Origin of the sequence: Rhizobium sp. SL42 (assembly GCF_021729845.1) — a bacterium.
Classification (GTDB): domain Bacteria; phylum Pseudomonadota; class Alphaproteobacteria; order Rhizobiales; family Rhizobiaceae; genus Allorhizobium.
This window is the reverse complement of sequence record NZ_CP063397.1, coordinates 3,379,086-3,398,967: the sequence shown is the minus strand read 5'-3', so window position 1 is coordinate 3,398,967 and position 19,882 is coordinate 3,379,086. Positions and strand designations below refer to the sequence as shown.

The 19,882-nt window shown below is 60.2% G+C and carries 16 protein-coding genes; 9 read left to right on the top strand and 7 right to left on the bottom strand.

Annotation, left to right across the window (positions count from 1 at the left end; genetic code table 11):
• Window position 1: 1 nt before the first annotated feature.
• Genes IM739_RS16010 through IM739_RS16000 form a run of 3 tightly spaced genes read left to right on the top strand, consistent with a single transcriptional unit; the run spans window position 2 to window position 4,315 of the window.
• Window positions 2–1,918: an AAA family ATPase gene (locus IM739_RS16010; protein ID WP_237368687.1), complete on the top strand. Its 1,917-nt coding sequence runs from the start codon at window positions 2–4 to the stop codon at window positions 1,916–1,918.
• Entirely contained in the window at window positions 1,915–3,213 is a 1,299-nt protein-coding gene (locus IM739_RS16005; RefSeq protein WP_237368686.1) for a DUF6638 family protein, read from the top strand. Before IM739_RS16010 ends, IM739_RS16005 begins: the two co-directional genes overlap by 4 nt.
• Window positions 3,206–4,315 carry a DUF2333 family protein gene (locus IM739_RS16000; RefSeq protein ID WP_237368685.1) on the top strand — a complete coding sequence of 370 codons (1,110 nt, stop codon included), beginning with the start codon at window positions 3,206–3,208 and terminating at the stop codon, window positions 4,313–4,315. Before IM739_RS16005 ends, IM739_RS16000 begins: the two co-directional genes overlap by 8 nt.
• A gap of 77 nt (window positions 4,316–4,392) precedes the next feature.
• On the opposite strand, the gene IM739_RS15995 is transcribed toward IM739_RS16000, so the two are convergent.
• On the bottom strand, window positions 4,393–5,043 hold the full coding sequence (locus IM739_RS15995; protein WP_237368684.1) for a response regulator transcription factor: 651 nt from the start codon (window positions 5,041–5,043) through the stop codon (window positions 4,393–4,395).
• A 457-nt stretch (window positions 5,044–5,500) separates the two neighbouring features.
• The gene (locus tag IM739_RS15990) at window positions 5,501–6,019 is read right to left on the bottom strand and encodes a TIGR00645 family protein (RefSeq protein WP_237368683.1); all 519 of its coding nucleotides are present in this window, start codon (window positions 6,017–6,019) and stop codon (window positions 5,501–5,503) included.
• Window positions 6,020–6,263: 244 nt separating this feature from the next.
• Here IM739_RS15990 and IM739_RS15985 point away from each other — a divergent pair, with 244 nt between their 5' ends.
• Both IM739_RS15985 and IM739_RS15980 read left to right on the top strand, forming a co-directional pair.
• Entirely contained in the window at window positions 6,264–7,940 is a 1,677-nt protein-coding gene (locus IM739_RS15985) for a formate--tetrahydrofolate ligase (protein WP_237368682.1), read from the top strand.
• Window positions 7,941–8,170: 230 nt separating this feature from the next.
• The gene (locus IM739_RS15980; RefSeq protein ID WP_237368681.1) at window positions 8,171–10,438 is read left to right on the top strand and encodes a TonB-dependent hemoglobin/transferrin/lactoferrin family receptor; all 2,268 of its coding nucleotides are present in this window, start codon (window positions 8,171–8,173) and stop codon (window positions 10,436–10,438) included.
• Window positions 10,439–10,495: 57 nt separating this feature from the next.
• Here IM739_RS15980 and IM739_RS15975 read toward each other — a convergent pair whose 3' ends face one another.
• Window positions 10,496–11,617 (bottom strand): extensin family protein, encoded by a 1,122-nt coding sequence (locus tag IM739_RS15975; protein WP_237368680.1) that lies wholly within the window; start codon window positions 11,615–11,617, stop codon window positions 10,496–10,498.
• 106 nt (window positions 11,618–11,723) lie between these two features.
• Here IM739_RS15975 and IM739_RS15970 point away from each other — a divergent pair, with 106 nt between their 5' ends.
• From IM739_RS15970 to queF, 3 genes are all read left to right on the top strand, one after another.
• The gene (locus IM739_RS15970; protein WP_237368679.1) at window positions 11,724–13,913 is read left to right on the top strand and encodes an anthranilate synthase; all 2,190 of its coding nucleotides are present in this window, start codon (window positions 11,724–11,726) and stop codon (window positions 13,911–13,913) included.
• Between the two features lie 142 nt (window positions 13,914–14,055).
• On the top strand, window positions 14,056–14,964 hold the full coding sequence (locus tag IM739_RS15965; protein WP_237368678.1) for a cation diffusion facilitator family transporter: 909 nt from the start codon (window positions 14,056–14,058) through the stop codon (window positions 14,962–14,964).
• A gap of 4 nt (window positions 14,965–14,968) precedes the next feature.
• The gene (gene queF / locus IM739_RS15960) at window positions 14,969–15,433 is read left to right on the top strand and encodes a preQ(1) synthase (protein ID WP_237368677.1); all 465 of its coding nucleotides are present in this window, start codon (window positions 14,969–14,971) and stop codon (window positions 15,431–15,433) included.
• 137 nt (window positions 15,434–15,570) lie between these two features.
• On the opposite strand, the gene IM739_RS15955 is transcribed toward queF, so the two are convergent.
• A complete protein-coding gene (locus IM739_RS15955) occupies window positions 15,571–16,143 on the bottom strand; it encodes a HupE/UreJ family protein (protein ID WP_237368676.1) in 573 nt (190 codons plus the stop codon).
• 526 nt (window positions 16,144–16,669) lie between these two features.
• On the opposite strand from IM739_RS15955, the gene IM739_RS15950 reads away from it, so the two are divergent.
• On the top strand, window positions 16,670–17,395 hold the full coding sequence (locus tag IM739_RS15950; protein WP_442981143.1) for a pentapeptide repeat-containing protein: 726 nt from the start codon (window positions 16,670–16,672) through the stop codon (window positions 17,393–17,395).
• Between the two features lie 66 nt (window positions 17,396–17,461).
• On the opposite strand, the gene IM739_RS15945 is transcribed toward IM739_RS15950, so the two are convergent.
• From IM739_RS15945 to IM739_RS15935, 3 genes are all read right to left on the bottom strand, one after another.
• On the bottom strand, window positions 17,462–18,409 hold the full coding sequence (locus tag IM739_RS15945; RefSeq protein ID WP_237368675.1) for an MYG1 family protein: 948 nt from the start codon (window positions 18,407–18,409) through the stop codon (window positions 17,462–17,464).
• Window positions 18,410–18,627: 218 nt separating this feature from the next.
• Window positions 18,628–19,110: a transcription elongation factor GreA gene (gene greA, locus IM739_RS15940; protein WP_237368674.1), complete on the bottom strand. Its 483-nt coding sequence runs from the start codon at window positions 19,108–19,110 to the stop codon at window positions 18,628–18,630.
• Between the two features lie 122 nt (window positions 19,111–19,232).
• A complete protein-coding gene (locus IM739_RS15935; RefSeq protein ID WP_237368673.1) occupies window positions 19,233–19,736 on the bottom strand; it encodes a hypothetical protein in 504 nt (167 codons plus the stop codon).
• Window positions 19,737–19,882 lie beyond the last annotated feature (146 nt).

Sequence of the window (19,882 nt, the reverse complement as noted above, 5' to 3'; positions counted from 1 at the left end):
CATGAGCGAATTGAGCGCTGGCCTGACTACGTTGCACGAGGCTGATATCGCCAGGCATCTGGCGGTGGCGCAGGGGCTTATAACCCGCGTCATCGTGCTGGATGCGGGCGAGGGGGCATCCGCTGCTCCGATTGCCGGAACCAACCGGCGTTTCATCTCGACGGTTTCCACCGGTTCGGTGCGGCGGACCCGCGAGGTCGAACTGGTCAAGACCATTCAGGCAGCTGGCGGCGATCCGCTTCTGACGCCGGCGCAACATACGGTTCTCTACCGCGTCCGGCGCGGGGCGCAGATTGCGCTGGCGATTGCCGATGTCTTTGCCCGTCAGACAGAACTGGAAAGTCTGCAGGCGCGCAATCTGACGGCTCCGCTGCAGGGCGAGGATGCGGCACGCTTCAAGGCACTGCTGTCGTCGTCGGCCTATGTCGCCACATTCGCTTTTGCCGCCTATCTGCTGTCGACCGTTTCCGGCGAGAGTGCGGAAGAAAACGGCATGCGCGAGCCGGATTTTCTCTTCGATACGGCGCAGGATGGCCTGAAAAGCATGGTCGCGGGGCTTGATGCCGCACTGGCCGGCGCGGGTGACGATGCGACGGTGATTGGCCGTTGCCGCGCTTTCGCGCAGATCGCACTTGAAGGGCTCCTGTCGCGCAAGGCGCGGTTCGAACATCTTGGCGTATTCGAGACCAGCCATATCCGCGTCGATCAGGACGACTTCACGCTGGACGGTTTTGATGCAGCGCCGGGGCCGAAGCGCAAACCTCTGTCGATGACCTTCAAGAAGCCGGAAGAGATCATCGGCAACCACATCGCCAAATATCAGGCGCTGAAGCTCGCCAAGATGCTGATGGCCTATGATTTCGACCGGCAGATGAACCCGTTTGTCGAACTCGGCGGCTTCCTCTTCACCTTCATCGGCGACGGCATGCCGGGAACCGGCAAGACGATCCTGATCCAGATGCTGGCCGGTATGCTGAACGACTACTGCCAGGTGGCGGGTTATGCCTTTCACTACGAGAATTTCGGTGTCGACCAGATCTCGTCCTACCAGGGCAAGTCGGGGCAAAATGCCAAGAGCTTCGTCAACAATGTTCTGAACCCGCGCGTCATCGGTTTTGGCACGATCGACGATGTCGACCAGGTGACCGCCAAGCGCTCGGACGACCGGGCGTCGTCCGGCCAGCATGAGGTGACGGCGGTGCTGATGGAGAGCTTTGCCGGTGCCTCGACGGTCGTGCGGGGCAATTCCACCTTCGGCATGTTCTCAAACTATCCGGAAAATGTCGACGATGCGCTGCGCCAGCGCGCCGGTGCACGTTGGCTGGTCGACGGACCGCAGTCGCGGGAGGATTACATCGACATATTCTCGCTGCTGATCGGGAAGAACCATGACATCGCGCTTGGCGAGCACGCGTTGTTTGCCGGCCAGGAAATCACCAAGGCGGTGTCGCGCTCCTATGGCGAGCACGACCGACCGAAGGAGGACGGGCTGGTCGCGGTCTGGGAACGTCATGAGAAAGCGCATGGCCGGATCGTCACGCTTGCCGATGTCGGTGCCTATCTGCACGAGATCAAACTTGCCGAACCACGCTTTACCGGGCGGGCGATCAAGAACATCACCGACGCTGTGAAGATGCGGGCGATGGATGTCGAACTGCCGGATGACTGGTTCGTTGCTCCGGCCGCGTTCATGCACAAGCCGTATGACGAGAAGAAAGCGATGATCGCCGAACTGCGTGGCCCAGTGACCATGGAAATGATCCTGCAGGAGATCAACCGCTATGCCGACAGCGAATTCCGCTATGCCGATAAGTCGGACGAGGCCGCGGTCGGTGAGATCGTCCGGCGGGAACGGCAGAGAGAGCGGGCGATCGGCGAGATCGAGCAGATGAAGCAGGACGGGAGTTGGGATGCATGAACCGTCTGCTTGAAGCCGAACTGATCTATGGTCGGCTGCTGCCGATCGCCGAGCCGCACCTGATCGCGCGCTATAACAAGGCGCTGTCCGGCTTCGGGCTGCCTGAGACCAAGCTGATCGAGTTCGATATCGACATCACCGGGTTTTCGCCGCAGGTCGCAGCCGAACTCAATGATCCCGACTATCTCGATCCGGGCAAGGTCAATCGGCGGTTCATCATCATGACGCCGGAGCAGGACAGCCTGCCGGTGGTGCATACCAGTTTTTCCAATACCGCCGGCCTGATGCATGAATTCTATGCGGCCAACGCCAAGGCGATCAATGCGGTGACGATCCGCGATGCGATCTATGGGGAGATCGAAGATAGCGTTACGGAAGTGCGCACGCTCGAAGATCTGCTGTCGATCAACGAAGTGCGTTTTCGGGTGATGTCGGCCGAGGATCTGCTCGGCAAGGCGGGCGAATTGCGCCAGCTGTGTGACCAGTTGACCACGAGCAACGATGCCTGGCGTGATGACTCGTTGCTCAATCGTATGGTGGACCTAGCCAAGCAGACCGGCGACATCCGGCAGAACGTGCTGGTGCCGGACAAGGTGATTTTCCGCCACGATGCCTTCTGGGCCAATCATTTCGGCGGGGTCTTCGTATTTGTGGATGACAAGATCACCACAGTGATCTGCGATCCGTCGGCGCCTGGGTTTCGCCGCTCCCGGCCATGGCAGGTGAGCTATATCCCGATCACCGACAAGGCGCAGATCTTCGATTTTCTGGCCAAGACCGGACGGATCGAATTGCCCCGGGCAAGCTGGGTGGAGGCATCCGGGCTCCTGGCACACAGGGCAGAGATGGCGGTGCTTTCGGTGGCGGCTGGACAGTCGCCGGTCCCGGATCTTTCCCGTATCGATCCCGTGTGGCTGCAGACTTTCCTGCATCGCAATGCCCGGGCCGTTGCCGAAGACGGGGTCTATCCCTTCTTGCAGGAGGCCCTTAGAACCCTTGTAAGGAGCGGCAGTCTGCGCATCGCCGATGTGGCCCCCGAGCATCGGCTCTGGCTGGTGCGCGCCGATCCCGCCCATCCGGACCAATGGCTGACAAACCGGCTGATTTCCCGGCTGACGCCCGCCGATTTCGTCTCGCGCTTCATCTTCGACAAGCAGGGTTTCTATCAGGCCTATGACGGTTTTTCCGATGGCTTGCGTGAATACGTTGTATCACGGCTGACCGAGACCTATCTGCGGGACAAGGCCGCCTTTCGCAAACGCCTGTATGGCATAGGAGACGACAACAATGCTTGATCCGATCATCGCGTTCTTCCAGCGCGTCTTCGCCGCCATCGGTCGCGGAATCGGCATTGCGATCGCCGGATTGCTGTGGCCATTCCTGGCGGCGCATGGCTGGTATCAGCGACGCAGCTGGCTGATCCGCGGGCCGGTCCTACTTGTTCTTCTTCTGCTGATCGTCTTCTACGGGCTTTTGGTCTGGCGCACCCAGGTCTGGTATGGCTTCGACCCCGGCTTCGTGCAGGCCTACAAGCTCGAAGAGCGCACCGTGGCGGCAGGTGTGGCGCTGCCCGACCAGCCGAACCGTTGCCAGAATTCGTCGCTGGTGACGATCGCTGCCGATCTGACCGACATGAACGTCAACCAGAATGTCTGGATTTCCTCGACGCTGCTCTACAAGACCGGTTTCTTCGGAGTCGACTGGGACAATACGCCGTTCTTCGACAACAAGGCGTCGTTCCAGCGCGGCGTCAACCAGGTGGTCCGACGCACTGCCATCCAGCTTGCCGACAATCTTGGTCGCGTTCGCGGCACGTCGGGCATAAACAGCGATCTGCAGGATGCACGCGGCAATATCCAGTTCGACGAGAGCACCTGGTATTTCGGTACCGATCCGTTTGGCTTCAAGACGCCGACGCCGAGCTATTATCGCGCCGCGGTCCAGAGCTTCCGCCGGTTCAATGCGTCGCTGGAGAATTGCGAAGCGGTGTTTGATGCCCGCGCCGACAATCTGCTGCAGCTGCTCGACGGCATGGCGAGCGACCTCGGCAATACGTCCGATATCCTGCGCCGCCGCTCGGAAGAGTTCAATGCGGGCTGGTTCGACACGCGCGCCGACGACCGTTTCTGGTTCGCCTTTGGCCAGCTCTATGCCCAAAATGCGCTTTTACAGGCGGCACGCGCCGATTTCGGCAATGTGATTCGCGAGCGCAATCTGGGAACTGTTTGGGCCGAGATGGAGCGCCAGTTGCAGGCTTCGCTCAGGATCCAGCCGGCGATCATTTCCAATGGCCGCGAGGATGGCTGGATCATGCCGACCCACCTGGCCACGATGGGCTTCTACATTCTTCGGGTCCGTTCCAACATGGTCGAGATCCGCGCCATTCTCGATCGCTGACCCGGCGATCGATCGCCAATAGAAAAGGCCCGGTTCGATGCCGGGCCTTTTGCGTTTCCGTCGATCTGCGAGACCGCTCAGCTGATGATCTTCATCCGGATTGCCTTGGCGACCAGCTGGGTGCGGTTGACGCAATCAAGCTTGCGGATCGCATTGGTCATATAGGCGTTAACCGTATGATCCGAGAGCGACAGGATCTGGCCGATCTCCAGCGAGGTCTTGCCCTGGGCCGTCCAGCGTACAACTTCCAGTTCGCGTGCGGACAGGACATTGGTCGTGCTGGCAGTGCGACGCAGGCGGTCGAAGACATCGAAGGCCTGAATGCTGATCATCGACAGCTCGTTCAGTTCCGGCTGGGTGAGTGGTCCCCGGCGGCCGTCATAGCGAACCATCTGGCGGCTGCCATCAATCGACGAGGTCTGGAACATGACGCCCATCAGCAGGCCATAGCGATACATAAGCTCGCACATTTCCGGCGGACAGTCGAAATCCGGCGACTTGCCGTCCGATCCGATCGTCCAGGTCTTGTGCATGATGGTTCGCGAGACATGTGATGTCAGCGGGCAAAACTTGAGGAAGCCTTTGCGATCGAATTCGCGAACAAAGTCGGACGGGATGGTGCTTTCGTGGACCAGATTGCCGAACAGCTTGTCCTGGAAGGTTGGCGCATTGGTGACCGTCACATGGTCCAGGTCATATTCGTTTGCCACCCGGAGCCAACGCTGCATGAGCTCGGCGCGGCTTTGACAGCTCCCGATTTCGTCGCCCAAGAGCATCTGTCGTTCTGGCAGCATTTTTTGATATTTTCGAAAGTTGATATCTGTTTGTAAGTTATCTCACAAATATATCAGTCGCGCCGAAAAGCTAGCACTTTTTGGAGGGGTATTGGTATTAATATGACTAATTTCTCACCGCTGCCACTTGAATTGGCGGAACTCTGTTTCCCTAGGTTTTACACGGTCAAAGCCGTCCTGTGGCTGCATGTCCTCCATCATGGCATTGGTATGATCCAGCCGTCTGCCGGGCCGTGGCAGAATCGCTTGAGCACAGCGCTGCGCGTCGCCTGCGAAACCACGAGCTCCGCCTCGGAACCCGGTCGCGTGGCGGGGCCTGCATTGTAGAGGCAGGATGGTCTTTGAAGGCTATGGGGGGGGCGTGTCGCTCGGATATGTTATTGAGCGGCGATCAATCCTTGTCGGGATAGTCGCCCTTCTTCTTGTTCATCAACACTTCGAGATAACCCAGCATTACGGCCGACACGACGAAGGCGAGGTGGATCAGGGTGAACCACATCAACTGGCCGTCGGTGTATTTGGTCGCATTCAGGAAGATCTGCAGCAGGTGGATGGAAGAGATCGCGACGATCGAGGACGCGACCTTGATCTTCAGGCTGCCGGCATCGAGCTTGCCGAGAAAAGAGACCTCGTCACCAGCATTGTCGAACCGGCTGACGAAGTTCTCGTAGCCGGAAATCATCACCATGACGATCAGGCTCGCAACCAGGGCCGCATCAATCAGGCTGAGCATCGCGAGGATCATCTCAAACTCTTCGTAGGCAAACACGTTGCTGGCGATCTTGAGAAACTTGTAGCCGAATGACAGCGCATAGACCGCAAGCGCCGCAACCAGGCCGAGATAGAACACGACCAGGATCCAACGGCTCGAGAGAATGATTTTTTCGACGACCAGTTCCAGCGATTTCATTGCGACCTCGACAAGCTTCGGATTTCTCCTGACTTAGCCGAAGCAAAGCTTGCCGGACAAGAGTGATTGTTTAAACAGGGCATTCAGGCAGCCGGGACCTTGGTGGCAATACGAAGCTGGGCTTGCGGATCGTGGCGCCGCGGGCTGTGGCGAGGCCGCGCCAAAATAGTCAGGTCTGCGGGCTTGCAACCATTGCCCGGCAGGCCGATCTTCGGCCGCAAAACAGATGTGAGGAGACAGAAACTTGACGATCTTGTCCGATATCGAAATTGCCCGTGCGGCGAAAAAGCTTCCCATCCAGGCCATCGGCTCCAAGATCGGCATTTCGCCGGATGACCTCATCCCCTATGGCCACGACAAGGCAAAGGTCTCGGCATCGTTCATCGACGGGCTGGCCGGACGGCCGGACGGCAAGCTGATCCTGGTTACGGCGATCAATCCGACGCCGGCAGGCGAGGGCAAGACGACGACGACGGTCGGGCTCGGCGACGGGCTGAACCGGATCGGCAAGCGGGCGATCACCTGTATTCGCGAGGCTTCGCTCGGGCCGTGTTTCGGTGTCAAGGGCGGGGCGGCCGGCGGCGGTTATGCCCAGGTCGTGCCGATGGAAGAGATCAATCTGCATTTCACCGGCGATTTTCATGCCATCACCTCGGCCCACAATCTGCTGTCGGCCCTGATCGACAACCATATCTACTGGGGCAACGAGCTTGGCATCGATACCCGGCGCATTACCTGGCGGCGGGTGATGGACATGAACGACCGGGCGCTGCGCCAGATCGTGTCGTCATTGGGTGGCGCTGCAAACGGCTATCCGCGTGAGACCGGCTTCGATATTACCGTGGCGTCCGAAGTCATGGCCATTCTGTGTCTTGCGACTGATCTCGACGACCTCGAACAGCGGCTTGGCAACATCATCATCGGGTATCGCCGTGACAAGAGCCCGGTTTTTGCCCGCGACCTCAAGGCCGATGGTGCGATGACGGTTCTGCTCAAGGAGGCGATGCAGCCCAATCTTGTTCAGACGCTGGAGAACAATCCGGCCTTCGTGCATGGCGGTCCGTTCGCCAATATCGCGCATGGCTGCAATTCGGTGATCGCCACGAAGACAGCGTTGAAGCTCGCCGACTATGTGGTGACCGAGGCCGGGTTCGGGGCAGATCTCGGGGCGGAGAAATTCTTCGACATCAAATGCCGCAAGGCAGGCCTGCAGCCGGCGGCAGCGGTGATCGTGGCGACCGTTCGCGCGCTGAAGATGAACGGCGGCGTCGCCAAGGAGGATCTCGGGCGGGAGAATGTGCAGGCGGTGACTCGTGGCTGTGCCAATCTGGGGCGGCATGTGGCAAACGTGCGCAAGTTCGGTGTACCTGTCGTGGTTGCCATCAACCACTTCGTCTCGGACACGGAGGCCGAGATCGAGGCGGTGAAGGACTATGTCTCCCATCTCGGGGCGGATGCGATCGTCTGCCGCCATTGGGCTGACGGTTCGGCCGGCATCGAGGAGCTTGCCCGACGGGTGGCGGAAATGGCCGATAGCGGCGGTTCGCATTTCAAGCCGCTCTACCCGGATGCGCTGTCGCTGATGGAGAAGATCGAGACCGTGGCCTCGAAGATCTACCATGCCGGCGAAGTGACCAGCGACAAGGCGGTGCGCGACCAGCTGAAAAGCTGGGAGGAGCAGGGCTACGGGGACCTGCCGGTGTGCATGGCGAAGACGCAATATTCGTTCTCGACCGATCCGACCTTGCGAGGGGCGCCGGAGGGCCATGTGGTGCATGTCCGCGAGGTTCGCCTGTCGGCGGGTGCAGGCTTTGTCGTGGCGATCACGGGGGAGATCATGACCATGCCAGGTTTGCCGCGGGTCCCGTCGTCGGAGAAGATTTTCCTGAACGATCAAGGCTATATCGAAGGTCTGTTCTGACGCTGCGTCACCCCTGAAAAACTGTGGTATTTCTGCCGATATCGCAACGGTCATAATACATGATAAAAAGAATCATGTATTATATCTTGACATAAACAATCATGTTTTATACGGCGTAAATGAGGCGACCGGTTCTGGTCGCCGCAATTTTGACGCAATCCCATTTGGCCAGCTCGCGCACCATGACCTGCGCGGGAACGATCCTTCGTGGCCGCTGAAAGGAACATCGCATGGGTTTCCGGTCCCTCCGACCCACATTGCTCACCTGTACCGCACTTGCGGTGATCACCATTTCCAATCCTGCTCTTTCTCAGGATGCTGCGAATACCGCTGCAAACGGTGAGACCCAACTGAACACGATCGTTGTCAAAGGGAAGCGCGTCGCGAACGGGACGGTGATTTCCAACAGCCCGCAGGTCAGCCAGAGAACCGCGGAAGACCTGCGGCGGAACCAGATCAAAAACTTCAGGGATCTCGGACGTTCGCTTGAGCCGGGTGTTGATTTCGTCAAGTCCGAGGGTGGCGTCACGATCCGCGGCCTGGGTGGGCCACGCGTCCTGACAACGATCGATGGCATCCCTCTGCCTTATCTCGACAATTATGCGCGACGCGGTGGTCCAGCCACCACGACGAATGTTGCCGGCGGCAGCGACAGCTTTGATTTCTCGTCGATTTCGACGCTTGATGTGCTGCGCGGTTCTGACTCGAGCCGTCTGGGTTCCGGCGCGCTGGCCGGCGGTATCGCCCTGCGCACCCTGGAGCCGGAAGATCTGATCGGCGAGGGCAGGGACTGGGGCGGGATGGCGAAAGCCACCTTTGACAGCGAGGAGATGAGCTTCGGCGGTTCGGCAGCGGTGGCAAAGCGCATCGACAATACGTCCGTGCTTTTCCAGGGCACCTACAGGCGAGGGCAGGAGCGTCAGAACCAGGGAACGGTGGATAGCATCGGTGCAACGCGTACCGAGGCAAATCCCGGGGATTTCAACCAGAACAACCTGCTGTTCAAATTGCGGCAGGATCTGGAGGGCGGCCATACGGTTGGTCTGACGGCGGAACGCTATCGCTACAACTCCGATACCGAACTGAAAACATTGACGGGTGCTACCACGGGTTCAAGCCGTGTCTGGGCGGTCGGCGAATATGACGGCTTCGACGACACGGCGCGCGACCGGGTGTCACTGGACTACAGCTTCCTCAATCCCGCGGAAGATGAGGTCATTCAGTCGGCGCGCCTGTCCGTCTACTGGCAGGAAACGACCAAGAATGCCGGTGCATCGGGACGTCGTGTTGGGGCTGTTGCCGGGCCATGGCTGCGCGATAACGAATTGCAGGAAAGCGCCATCGGCTTTACCGGCAACGTGGTCAGCGAGTTCAATACCGGCAACCTTACGCATGAATTGACGATCGGAGCCGATGGCGCGCTGCTCGATACGAGCCAGTTCGTGACCGGTATCGACGCGTGCACGCTCGGGACGGTGACAGCCGGTTGCACCAGCTTGAAGTCCAACCAGTCGGACATGCCAGACATCGACGGCAAGAAGTTCGGTATCTATATCGACGACAAGATCTCGATGGAAAACAGTGCCTTCTCGCTGACGCCGGGCATTCGCTTTGATTGGTACGACTACGAGCCCAAGCTGACGGACGCCTATGCTATCAACAATGGTTATCTGAAGGCTGGCCTTCCCGAAAGCAGCGATGGCAGCCGGCTCAGCCCGAAGCTGCTGGCCAGCTACGATCTGACCGATGAAGTACAGGTCTATTCGCAGTGGTCGATGGCTTATCGCGCGCCGACGGTCAACGAACTCTATCTCGACTTCGTCAACACCGGATATGCCGTGGTCGGCAATCCGGAGCTTGAGGCGGAAACATCGAACTCCTTCGAAATCGGCAGCAAGGTCGAGTTTACCGACTTTGTCGCTCGTTTCGCGGCCTATCACAGCCGCTACAAGAACTTCATCGAGCAGACGACAACGTTTGGTGACCCGACTTATGGCATGCTGACGCAGTACAACAACCTGAAGCATGTGGATATTTCCGGCTTCGAGTTCAGCCTGCGCAAGGACTTCGACAACGGCCTCTTCGTGCATGCGGGCGGTGCCTATGCCTACGGCAAGGACAAGGACGCCGACAAGTATCTTCGCTCTGTGGCCCCGTTCAAAGGCGTGGTCGGCTTCGGTTTCGAGCAGCAGACATGGGGTACGGATCTCAGCCTTATCGCTGCGGCCGGCATGCGTGACGACGGCGTCGCGACGACGTTTGACGCACCGGGTTATGGTGTTGTCGATCTGACGGCATGGTGGGAGCCTGAGCAGACTAAGGGCCTGCGCATTCAGGCTGGCATCTACAATCTGCTCGACAAGACCTATTACAATGCGGTCAGCATGAAGGACTTCAACCCGACAACGGTACCGGGTACCGGCAATACCAACCAGCCTATCGAGTATTACTCCGAACCCGGCCGGACCTTCAAAATCTCGTTGACGCAAAAGTTCTAAACTTCGCTTCGGCGGGGCAAGGGAAGGGCGGTGTCATCGGACGCCGCCCTTTTTGCATTACCGGCAATAGCGGAAACCGCTGTTTCGTTTGATGACATCCAGATGCAGGTGGTCCAGGTGGGCCGCGTCGCTGCCGGGGGAGAGGACAGTGGTGAAATACAGACAGGCCATCGCGTTCAGGCTGCGCTGGAAGGCGGCGGCGAATGTGCCGTCATCCTGTTTGGCGATCACCATGGGCACGGTGCCGCGTTCGAATGTCAGGGCGGCGATGTCGACGGCATTGCCGCGGGCGTGTTCGGAGATTTTGCCGTTTTCCGCGCTGTTGCGGTTGCGGCATATGTAGCCCGATGCCTGGTTGACGGATTTTAGCGCACCCTTCTCGGACAGGCCGAGGTTTGCTGCCGGGACGATCATGTCGCGGGTCATCCGGGCAAGCTGCAAGGCCGTTTCGCAACGGAATGTCCCGGCAGGTTCCAGCAAGACTGTCGGGGAGAGCCGCGTCAGCGTTATCGGCCGGTCGATGCCACAGCCGTTGCCGTCGTCAATCCGCGCGGGTTGTTCGAATGTCGCGCCCAGATCCTTCAAGGCTGCCACGCAGGCCTTGAAGCCTGCCTCATCCTCAGTGGCAACGGTCGGCGGTGGCATCTTCGGTTCCGAAACGGGCTCCGGCGCTTTCTCCGGGGCAAGGTTTGGGTTCGGGGGCAAGTCCGGCTTCGTTGCCGGCACCGATGCTGCTGGCGGCGCGGACGGCTGGGTGGAGCCCGCGTCGTCGGGCGCGACGGCGTCCGGTGCGCCGTCTTTGTCCGCTTCCTTTGCTGTGCCCGCCTGTTCGTCCATCTCCGGCTTGTCGGCAGGTTTCGGCACAGGCGCTGTAACCTGTGGCTTTTCTTCAGGGGTCGGCCCGCGGGCTGGCAGGCTTGGCGGGAGGCTTGCGCCGATGAGCCAGATCATGGCCAGACTTACGCCGAGAAAATTCCGCATTTTGGATGCCGTCTCCCTTTTGCCGCGAGGGCTAACGGTTGGGAGCCGCTTAAGTTCAGTCCATGCTCTGCAATGTTCCCTGAATATGTGCGTCGAATCCCGCTTGCGCAGGGGCAAAGAGCAGGTTATCAAAACGCCATGAAGATCGTTTCGAACAACAATGCTTGGTGGTGGGTACGCTAACGCGGCCTTGACCAATCATGTCTTGAGACGATTGAACCCAAAGCCGCCCGGAGAACCTGAGGCGGCTTTTTTGTATTCAGGCGCCTTCCAACCGGGCTATGAAAGACGGAGAGAGACTGGAATGTCGACGATCATGCGGGAAGACGGGAGCGAGGCCTATGTAACGCGTGGCGGTGTCACCGTGACGCGGCGGCGGCGGCCGACACCCTATGCCGACGCGGTCAGCACCTATGTCGACAAGCTCGACGAGCGGCGCGGCGCTGTGTTTTCGTCGAACTACGAGTATCCGGGTCGCTACACCCGCTGGGATACCGCCATCGTCGATCCGCCGCTTGGCATATCCTGCTTTGGCCGCAAGGTTTGGATCGAGGCCTATAACGGTCGTGGCGAAGCATTGCTGGCGCTGATCGCCGACAAGCTGTCGAGCGTTTCAGACCTCGATCTCGGCCAGCGCAGTGATCGCCGCCTCGATCTGGAGGTCAAGGTACCCGAGCGTGTCTTCACCGAGGAAGAACGCTCGAAGATCCCGACCGTGTTCACCGTTCTCAGAGCCATCACCGATCTCTTTCATTCCGAGGAAGATGCGGCGATCGGCCTGTTCGGTGCCTTTGGCTACGATCTCGCCTTTCAGTTCGACGCGATCAAGCTGTCGTTGCAGCGGCCGGAAGACCAGCGCGACATGGTGCTGTTCCTGCCGGACGAAATCCTGGTCGTGGACCATTATTCGGCCAAGGCCTGGATCGACCGCTACGATTTTGCCAAGGGCGATGTGACGACGGAGGGCAGATCGGAAGAGATTGCGCCCGAGCCGTTCCAGCATACCGACAAGATCCCGCCGCGTGGCGACCATCGCCCGGGCGAATATGCCGAGCTTGTCACCAAGGCCAAGGAAAGCTTCCGTCGCGGCGACCTGTTCGAGGTTGTGCCGGGGCAGAAGTTCATGGAACGTTGCGATTCAAAGCCGTCGCAGATCTCCAAGCGGCTGAAGGAGATCAATCCGTCGCCCTATTCCTTCTTCATCAATCTCGGCAACCAAGAATATCTGGTCGGCGCATCGCCGGAAATGTTCGTCCGGGTCAACGGGCGGCGCATCGAGACCTGCCCGATCTCCGGCACGATCAAGCGCGGCGATGATCCGATCGCCGACTCGGAACAGATCCTCAAGCTCCTGAACTCCAAGAAGGACGAGAGCGAACTGACCATGTGCTCGGACGTCGATCGCAACGACAAGTCGCGCGTCTGCGAACCGGGTTCGGTGAAGGTCATCGGCCGCCGGCAGATCGAGATGTATTCACGCCTGATCCATACGGTCGATCACATCGAAGGCCGTCTGCGCGACGACATGGATGCGTTTGACGGTTTTCTCTCCCATGCCTGGGCCGTGACCGTCACCGGCGCGCCGAAGCTCTGGGCCATGCGTTTCATCGAGGCGCATGAAAAGAGCCCACGCGCCTGGTATGGTGGCGCGATCGGCATGGTCGGCTTCAATGGTGACATGAACACGGGGCTGACCCTTCGCACCGTTCGCATCAAGGATGGCATCGCGGAAGTGCGCGCGGGCGCCACCCTCCTGAACGACAGCATCCCCGAAGAGGAAGAGGCCGAAACCGAACTGAAGGCATCCGCCATGATTGCAGCCATTCGTGACGCCAAGACGGGCAATGATCCAAAGAACAAGCGCGGCGTGGCGGCCGTCGGGCAGGGTATCAACATCCTGCTCGTCGACCACGAAGATTCGTTCGTGCATACGCTCGCCAACTATTTCCGCCAGACCGGGGCAACGGTGAACACCGTGCGCTCGCCGGTGGCCGACGAGGTCTTCGACAAGCTCAATCCCGATCTCGTCGTCTTGTCGCCGGGACCGGGAAGCCCGAAGGATTTCGACTGCAAGGCGACGATCAAGAAGGCGCGGGCGCGGCAATTGCCGATCTTCGGTGTCTGCCTCGGCCTGCAGGCGCTGGCCGAAGCCTATGGCGGCGAGTTGCGCCAACTCGCGGTTCCGATGCACGGCAAGCCGTCGCGCATCCGTATCCTCGAGCCGGGCCTGGTGTTCTCCGGTCTCGCCAAGGAAGTGACCGTTGGCCGCTATCACTCGATCTTTGCCGATCCGGCCACGCTGCCGCGCGAATTCATGATCACGGCGGAAAGCGAAGACGGCACGATCATGGGCATCGAACACACCAAGGAACCGGTGGCTGCGGTGCAGTTCCACCCGGAATCGATCATGACGCTCGGCCAGGATGCCGGCATGCGGATGATCGAGAACGTCGTGGCGCATCTGGCGAAACGAGCCAAGGTGAAAGCCGCCTGATACCGGTTTCGGTGGGTTGACCCGCCGTTAAACTCTGTGCTTTAGACTGCGCCAACTCAAAACCGCCTGCGCTCCGTCGCGGGCGGTTTTGCATTTTGGGATTGCCCATTGCAATTCGCTCGCATCTGCACGGACGCATATGATGGTCGGAAAACAAGATAACCTGGTTCAGCGGCTCGCCTTCTGGGGCATTCCGCTCGCATTCGGCGTGATGGGGCTGAAGCTCCTGGCCTGGTGGATGACCGGCTCGGTAGCGCTGCTGTCGGACGGGCTGGAATCGACCGTCAATGTGATCGCGGCCTTCATTGCCTATTTCGTCATTCGATACGCCCAGAAGCCGGCCGATGACGACCATCCCTATGGTCACCACAAGGCGGAATACCTGTCGGCGGTCGTCGAGGGTGTCCTGATCGTCGTGGCCGCACTGTTGATCATCAACGAGGCCGTGGCGGCGCTTGCCGATCCGCAGGTGCTGAATGCGCCAGCGCTCGGCCTTGCAATCAATTTTGTCGCGGGTCTGATCAATCTTGTCTGGGCGCGCACGCTGATCCGCGTCGGCAAGTCGCACCGTTCGCCGGCACTTGCGGCCGATGGCCATCACATCATGTCGGATGTGGTGACCTCGATCGGCGTTCTGGTCGGTCTGGTTCTGGTCGTTGCCACCGGCTATGCGATCCTCGATCCGCTGCTCGCCATCCTTGTTGCCTGCAATATCATCTTCCAGGGCTGGAAGGTGATCAGCGCGTCGATCGACGGACTGATGGACAAGGCGGTTGACGTCAGCGAAATCGCCGCCGTGAAGCAGGCGATTACCGACAATGCGCAAGGCTCACTGGGAGTACATTATCTGCGCACCCGGCGCGGTGGTGCTGTGACCTTCGTCGCCTTCGATCTGGTCGTTCCGGCGGATATGACCGTGGTCGAGGCGCATCATATCTGCGACCGGCTGGAAGCCGCGGTCAAGGCCGTGCTGCCGGGCGGGCGCGTGACAATCCATGTGGAACCGGAAAGCGAAGAGGCCCACGGCGTGGGCGTAGCGGTAAAGGGATAAGACAATGAGCATGACCGACGTATCGGGATTGTCGCAGCTCGGCCAGGCGGTCGAGGCGCCGTCCAGCCCGGAGACTGCCGTGATGGAGCGGGTGCCGAACGGCAATGCCGGAACGGATTACGTGGTGCGCTTCACCGCGCCCGAATTCACCTCGCTGTGCCCGATGACCGGGCAGCCGGATTTCGCCCATATCGTCATCGACTATATTCCCGGTGACTGGCTGGTGGAATCGAAGTCGCTGAAGCTGTTCCTGTTTGCCTTCCGCAATCATGGGGCCTTTCACGAGGATTGCTCGATCTACATTGCCAAGCGCATTGTCGAGCTTCTCGATCCGAAATGGCTGAGGATCGGTGCCTACTGGTATCCGCGTGGCGGCATTCCGATCGACGTCTTCTGGCAGACCGGCGAGGCGCCGACTGGCGTGTGGTTGCCGGAGCAGGGGGTCGCGACCTATCGCGGGCGCGGCTGAACGCGTCTTCATCCGCAGTCTGAGGCAGGCCTGAAAGATGAGTCCGATCAGGCGCTTGGCGGCTTGTCTGTAGGAGGCGATTCAAACTGAAACGGCGGCCGTTGGGCCGCCGTTCGCATGTTGTCTGCTTGTCTCGGTCAGCCGAAGGCGATCGCGGCACCACCGAAGACCGTTGCCACACCCACCAGGCGGGCAACGACCGGGCCGACGCGGTTCAATGCAAGGCCAAGTCCGAGACCTGCCAGATGTAGGCCGGCGGTTGCGATGACAAAGCCGATGCCGAACTGCAGCGCGCCGGCAGTGCCGAGTTCGCCGCCATGGGCATGGCCGTGGAATAGGGCGAAGGCGGCAACGACGGCAGCAGAGGCTGCGACCGGCAGGCGGACGGCGGCCGCAACCAGCAGGCCAAGGCCGATGACGGAGGCAAGGATCGCCGGTTCGACGAAGGGCAGGTCAATGCCGGCGACGGCGAGGGCGAAGCCGATGGCCATCGTCCCGACAAAAGCAGCCGGCACAGCCCAGAGCGCGCGGCCGCCGATCTGCGAGGCCCAGATGCCAACGGCAACCATCGCCAGAATATGGTCGGCGCCGAACAGCGGATGCGACAGACCCGCCATCATCGAACCATGCTCTTCAGGGTTCAGGTGGGCAAAGGCCGGGGCAGTGGCTGCCGCAAATATGGCTGCTGTGTATGAAAGGCGTTTCAACATGTTAGGTCCCTCTATTTGGTCGACTCAAGGCGGCCGTGTTCGGTCCCGCCACTTCGTCTCTGTATGTCATCCGTGACAGTAACGTAAGCTGTTTGGCGCTGTCCATGGCAAAGTCTGATGCGAAACTACGTCGAATGCCGGGGTTGGGCGAGGCATGCTGCGGCAAGAGATGGCGCAGATAGAGCGACAATGTCTTGAATGGGGGCCGGGCTTTGTCCAGCGTGCCCTTGTTTCCGGCATGATCGGCATGGTCGCTGGAAGAGGTGCGAGAAGAGCTGGCTGTGAACAGATTGGCCGTCATGGACTCTTGTTAGGATGGCTTCTTGCCCTCGTCGCCGGCGTGCAGCCGAATTCGGCTTGATCGGATTTAGCACTTTCGCTAGCCACGGGTTCGGCTTAGGTTCAAGCGCTGCGTCAGCATACGGTGCCAGGTCGACCGAGGAGAGTTTCGGACATGGCGCAACAGGTTGCGCAGGCCGATACAGATTTACGCCAATGCAGCCGTTTCGGCGGATGGGAAGAGACTATGCGGCCAGTGATTGCGACTCGCGGGAAATCCGTTCTTCAATGCCTCCTGCTGATGGCAGCCTGTGCCGGGCTGTTTCGACAGGATGTCTTGGCCGCTGACGATTGCCGCGCCTCGCCGGTGCCCGGCATCAATTGGCAGGACTGCGACAAGAAACTGATCATGCTTGATAGCAGCGATCTCAGCGGCGCCAACCTGACACGGACGGATTTCACCTCGACGGATCTGAGAAACAGCAATCTGACGGAGGCAAACTTCGAGAAGGCTGTTCTGGTGCGGGCCAGCTTTGCGGGTTCGACGGCCAAGGGTACGCGATTTGCCAGGATAGAAGCCTATCGAACGGATTTCAGCCAGCTCGATGCGCCCGGTGCTGTCTTCTCCGGCGCGGAATTGCAGCGGTCCGTCTTCACCCAGGCCAAGCTTGCCGGTGCAGATTTCACCAAGGCCGACCTGGGACGTTCGCAGTTCGACGGGGCCGATGTCGGCGGCAGCCGATTTTCGCTGGCCAATCTCGCCCGTGCCGATTTTCGAGGAGCTGCGTTTGCCAGCCCGGTCGATTTTGAACGTGCCTTCTTTTTCCTGACCCGTATTGAAGGCGTGGATCTTGCCGGCGCGACAGGTCTGACCCAGTGGCAACTGGACATGGCCTGTGGTGACGACGCAACCGTTTTGCCAGCCGGGTTGAAAAAGCCGGCGAGCTGGCCCTGCCAGTTTCAGCAGGAATAGCCGAGACACCTTCCGGCACCCGACTATGTTGTTCGATATCGCTCACTGCAGGGTCAGCGGTCAGACCTATGCTACCGCTGTCTTGTCCTGCTTGATCGAGAGAGCCTCGGTCACAGCCAGATCGGCCATGGCGAGTGCCGCCTCGCGCGACTTTGCCGCTGCGACGAAGCGTCCGTTGTGGCAGAAACTTGCGCCTGCCACGCCGCAAGCGGCCTCCAGATCGCCGTTGGTCAGGCCGGCCCAGGCGGCCGGCAGATCGGCTCGGACCTCAAAACCCTCGTCCGCACGGCGGATGGTGGTCAGGCACCAGTCCTTGTCGCGCGGGTGAACGACGAATAGCAGGTGATCGGCACCTGCCTTGATAATGGCCGGGCGGAAGGGCATGCCCATCGGTAGTTCCAGCACGCGACCTGCGCCGGTGTCGACGATCGCCTGATGCACCAAGGCCTCGGCGCGCAGTTTTGCGGCACTTCCGGCGATCCGCGCCTCGACAAAGCTGCGGGCAACGGCAAGTGCGGCATGGAAGCAACGCTCAATTGCCTCGGGATCGGTTGCATCAAAGACCGGCTTCAGGGTTTCGAGCAGAGCGGGAAGCGTCAGCCCTGCCAGTGGTCCGGCGATCGAGGGGCTGAGCGCTCCATTGTCGACCAGGTCGATGGGGAGAACGAAACTCGCGTCGAAGGAGGCGTGTACCTTGTCAACATGCGCCTCCGGCAGGCCTGAGGCTGCGAGGTAGTCGCGGCCATAGTGTTTCCAGATCAAGCCGAATGAGCTGTAGGGTTGGCCGTCCTCACGCAGCGGTGCACCGCGCTGGTGATGATCGAATATCTGCGCCTGCGCGTCGTAGGCGCCACCGACGTCGTAGACGATGCGATCCGGGCCGGGGGTGAGCCATTCGGGTGCGCGGCTGCGGACGATACGAGCCTGGGGGAAAAGCCTGGTCAGGATGACGCTGGAGAGAAGTTCGTCGGCATGGAAGCCACCGGAATGGGTGACGAGGAAGTCTGGAATCATGCCGGAATACGCCTTGTAGTTTGCTGGGGGCCTGTTTGCGGTTGGCACCAGATACCCGTAGCCGGATGTCATCTCAACCCGCCATCTGCGCATTCGGCAACCATTGGTGCATTTGGACGCGCTGGCCCGGCCTTTTGGTGTCGCGATCTGGCTTGCTCAGCCCGCCGCCACAGATGATCGGGAACTCCAATGCCAAAGGCATGCGCTGAGACAATGCGTCAGGAAATCGCGATGATCTCCAGTTCCTGACCGCCTGACTCGACGATGTCCCCGATAGCCTTGCCCATCAGCATCTTTGCCACCGGCGATACGAAGGAAATCGATCCGGTCTTCGGATCGGCCTCGTCCTCGCCGACGATCCGATAGGTCTGCACGCGCCCGTCGTCTCGGCTGAAGGTCACCGTGCTGCCAAAGGCGACGGTATCCGTGGATATCGGCTCCGGGACAAGCTGTGCACTGTGAACCCTGGCTGCAAAGTAGCGGGTATCGCGCAACGGGGTTGCTGCCTGACGGCGACGCTCGTTGACATCCTCGATCGTGCTCGTGGTCTCATAGGCGTCGCGCGCCTGGCGCAGTTGCTGTTCGAGCGCCTTCAGGCCCGCCTCCGTCACCAGGTTGGGATGCGGCGAAATCGGCCGGTCGGGCAGCAGGGTTTCTGCGGCCGTTTCGGAACTTTCTTCCTTGGTGAAGGCAACGCTCAATCTTAAAACTCCGTCACGGTACGGCACGCATTGAAAGCCCGAATGGTGGCCGTGTTTGTCAATAGATTGCACAGAAGCGCAATACGCGCGCCATCAAACTCATATCGGGTATCACTGCCGCCTTATTTCTTCGGATGCGCGTCCAGCACTTCGGCGCATCTCGACAGGCTCAGCCCCTCGCCATCGGTGTCGTTCGAAGCGCGTATCGTCATGATATTGTTCGACTTGTCGGCGGTGATCTGCAATTCGCAGAACAGTTGCTGATATTGCGGCGGCGAAATCATTTCAGGACCCCAGCCCGGATCGCGGGCTATCACGCGGGTCTGGGTCACGGTCTGGCCAGAGCCGGTCTGGCGCGTCTCGGTGCGCACCACGGTTCGGGCCGGTTCGGGCATTGTGTAGGTCGGAGGAATGTAGCGTGTCCTGTCACCGCCGCGCCAGGTGTAGATGATCGTGCCGGATGCCAGGGGATACTGACTGATGGGTGGTCCATACTGGATAAAGAAGGAGTCGATCGGCTGGCCGATCCAACGTGACTGAATCACCTGTTGTGCTTCTTCAGTCGTGGTGCAGCCGGCGAGCGCCATGAATGCGGCGAGGACGGTGTAGCGAAACTTCATGGTCATGGTCCCTGTCAGGCGAATTCCGAACGCCGTTCGACGACGGCGATGGTCCGCATGGAGTGCGCAGCCACGCAATCCTGTCTTCGCTCAGTTAGCGCGCTGTTTCACCACCAGACAAGATGTCGGACTGCTCCGTGCCCATAATTGGC